The organism is Christensenella sp., assembly GCF_034927525.1.
GTDB lineage: Bacteria > Bacillota > Clostridia > Christensenellales > Christensenellaceae > Christensenella.
In genome coordinates this window covers 1-2,192 of the sequence record NZ_JAYFPU010000201.1, presented here as the reverse complement: position 1 = coordinate 2,192, position 2,192 = coordinate 1, and the positions used below count along the sequence as shown (strand labels likewise).

The following is a 2,192-nucleotide window of genomic DNA, read 5'->3' as shown; positions in this document are numbered from 1 at the left end:
CGGACAGAGGGAGATTCGAACTCCCGGAACGCTATTAACGTTCACACGATTTCCAATCGTGCGCCTTAAGCCAACTCAGCCATCTGTCCATATTTCTATTTTCTTTACAGCGAAAACTATTTTATCATAAAACAGACCTGCTAACAAGCTGTTTTCAGATTTTTCTGTATTTTTTTCACAGAATAACAAGGATCAGTTGGATTTGCGCCTTCTCCTGGGCTTTAGTTTTAAAGGCTGGAAGATGATGATGTCTACCAAATCGCCAAAATCACCGTGAAAAACAAGCGACTTTCTATTCAGCAAAAGGATCAGCCCGTTGATCATGGATGAAAGCAAAGGGAAAAGATAAGAATATTCCTGCTCTTGCACCTTGCAACGTGAAAAAAAGTCCTCCGCGATCTTAATATAGGGGTGGTCAAAGTAAGGGGACCTTTCGATCGGCGAAGGCACAGGCCATGCCGGCTGTGCGTTCAATGTGCCCGGATGGAGCAAATAATGGTATTGGGGATGCTTGACCATATAGCGCACATAAGACTTGCATAATACGACAAAAGGTTCTTCATCCGGCGCATTTTTCAGCGCACGCCTCAGATAAGGATGCATATTCGATAGGATATAAGGGATCGTGGCGTTGATAAACGCTTTTTTATTCTCATAATATTTATAGACCGTTGCATGGGTCACGCCGCAATCGGCAGAAATTTTACGCAGCGAAATCTTATTGACCCCATGCTTTTCAATATGACGGATCGCCGCTTCCATCAGGAGATTTTGTATGTTTCGATTTCTTTTTCCCGTGGTCTCCATTACTGCTTACCCCTTTCTGTCAAAAATATCGTTTGAAGAGATACCTTACCACTTCCTGAATCGCTTGTTTACGGTTTACCGCAGAAGACATGCTGCCGTTTGCAAGCGCGAACGAGAGGCCGGTCACGAAAGAGTACAACGTAATTTGGCCAAGACACGTCTCCGCTTTATCCTCTATAGGCTCAAGCACAGAAGGCGACATAGAAAAAATGCGGTCGCTGAGATCCTGCTTTTTCATCACAGCATCAATGATAGGAGCGGGCAGCTTGCTGAACCGGTTCAGAGTTTTTAAAGTAGGGAAACCCGGATATTTATTTTTGCACAGCAAAGCACCATCACGCATATCCACCACGTAAGACGGCGTGGTCGAGCTTCTCGATTTTTGGGCGACTTGCTAATGGAATGGATATTTTTCGATAAATTTAAGATAAGCGTTGGTAAGGGCAATCATTTTTCCTTCGAAGTTCAAAGACGATTGCAGTACAATCTCGGTAGCGATCACAGTCAGATCCTGAAGCACACGGTCGCTCAGAGCTTCGATCAATGCGTCTTTATTGGCAAAATGGTTGTAGATCGCATGCGGCGTGACATGACAAAGAGACGCCAGCTTGCGCATCGTAAGTTCCTCGACGCGATTGGCGTTCAAAAAATCCAGGCCTGCAACAATGAGTTGCTCCCGCAAGGCACGTTTTTTAAAAACTGTTTTTTCGGATGTCATACCACTCACCGAAAGTATTATACTATAGTTCTTTAAAAGTTACAACGGAGGCAACGTAAAAAACGGCTATAAAATTAGACTTTTTGTTAAAAACAAAAAGAAAGGGCACGAAAGCACGACCAATGTATATTGACTTTTCAATGCTTAATGAATACAATAAATACAGTATATAGTAACCAATGTATACTTGTTTTTGTTAAGTTGTTTAAGGTCGGGAATCCGAGTTGAAAAAATAGCAAAATAAATGCGTTATTGTTTTGCGTTTTTTATATAAATAATACACAGGAGGAAAGGTATGAATAAGAAGTGTTTGGTTGAGAAAGTCGCTGCAAAAACAGGATTTATGAAAAAGGATGTCGAAGTTATGACAGACGCATTGCTTAATAGCATTGCGGAGCTGCTTGCTAAAAATGAAAAAGTTCAGTTTGTCGGGTTTGGGACGTTTGAGGTAAGGACGCGTGCTGCAAGACAATGTAAAAATCCGCGCACCGGGGAAATGATCCAGATCGGCGAGACAAAAATACCGGCATTTAAGGCGGGCAAAAATTTGAAAAAAGCCATCGATGTGCACTAAATCATAAAGTTCTTTATATTATAGGAGGTATCATTATGAAAAAGTATCTTGCTGAATTTATCGGAACGTTTGTCCTTGTGCTGTTTGGCTGTG

Annotated in this window: 4 protein-coding genes and 1 tRNA gene; 1 reads left to right on the top strand and 4 read right to left on the bottom strand. The window is 42.0% G+C overall.

Annotated elements, in window-relative coordinates; genetic code table 11:
- The 4 genes from VB081_RS08140 to VB081_RS08125 form a co-directional block, all read right to left on the bottom strand.
- A tRNA-Ser gene (locus tag VB081_RS08140) sits at positions 1–89 on the bottom strand.
- Positions 90–192: 103 nt separating this feature from the next.
- On the bottom strand, positions 193–807 hold the full coding sequence (locus VB081_RS08135) for a TetR/AcrR family transcriptional regulator (protein ID WP_323400324.1): 615 nt from the start codon (positions 805–807) through the stop codon (positions 193–195).
- Between the two features lie 19 nt (positions 808–826).
- The gene (locus VB081_RS08130) at positions 827–1,150 is read right to left on the bottom strand and encodes a hypothetical protein (RefSeq protein ID WP_323400323.1); all 324 of its coding nucleotides are present in this window, start codon (positions 1,148–1,150) and stop codon (positions 827–829) included.
- A gap of 51 nt (positions 1,151–1,201) precedes the next feature.
- A complete protein-coding gene (locus VB081_RS08125; protein WP_323400322.1) occupies positions 1,202–1,525 on the bottom strand; it encodes a TetR/AcrR family transcriptional regulator in 324 nt (107 codons plus the stop codon).
- A gap of 295 nt (positions 1,526–1,820) precedes the next feature.
- Between VB081_RS08125 and VB081_RS08120 the strand changes: the two genes are divergently transcribed.
- Positions 1,821–2,099: an HU family DNA-binding protein gene (locus VB081_RS08120; protein WP_323400321.1), complete on the top strand. Its 279-nt coding sequence runs from the start codon at positions 1,821–1,823 to the stop codon at positions 2,097–2,099.
- The last annotated feature ends 93 nt before the right edge of the window (positions 2,100–2,192 follow it).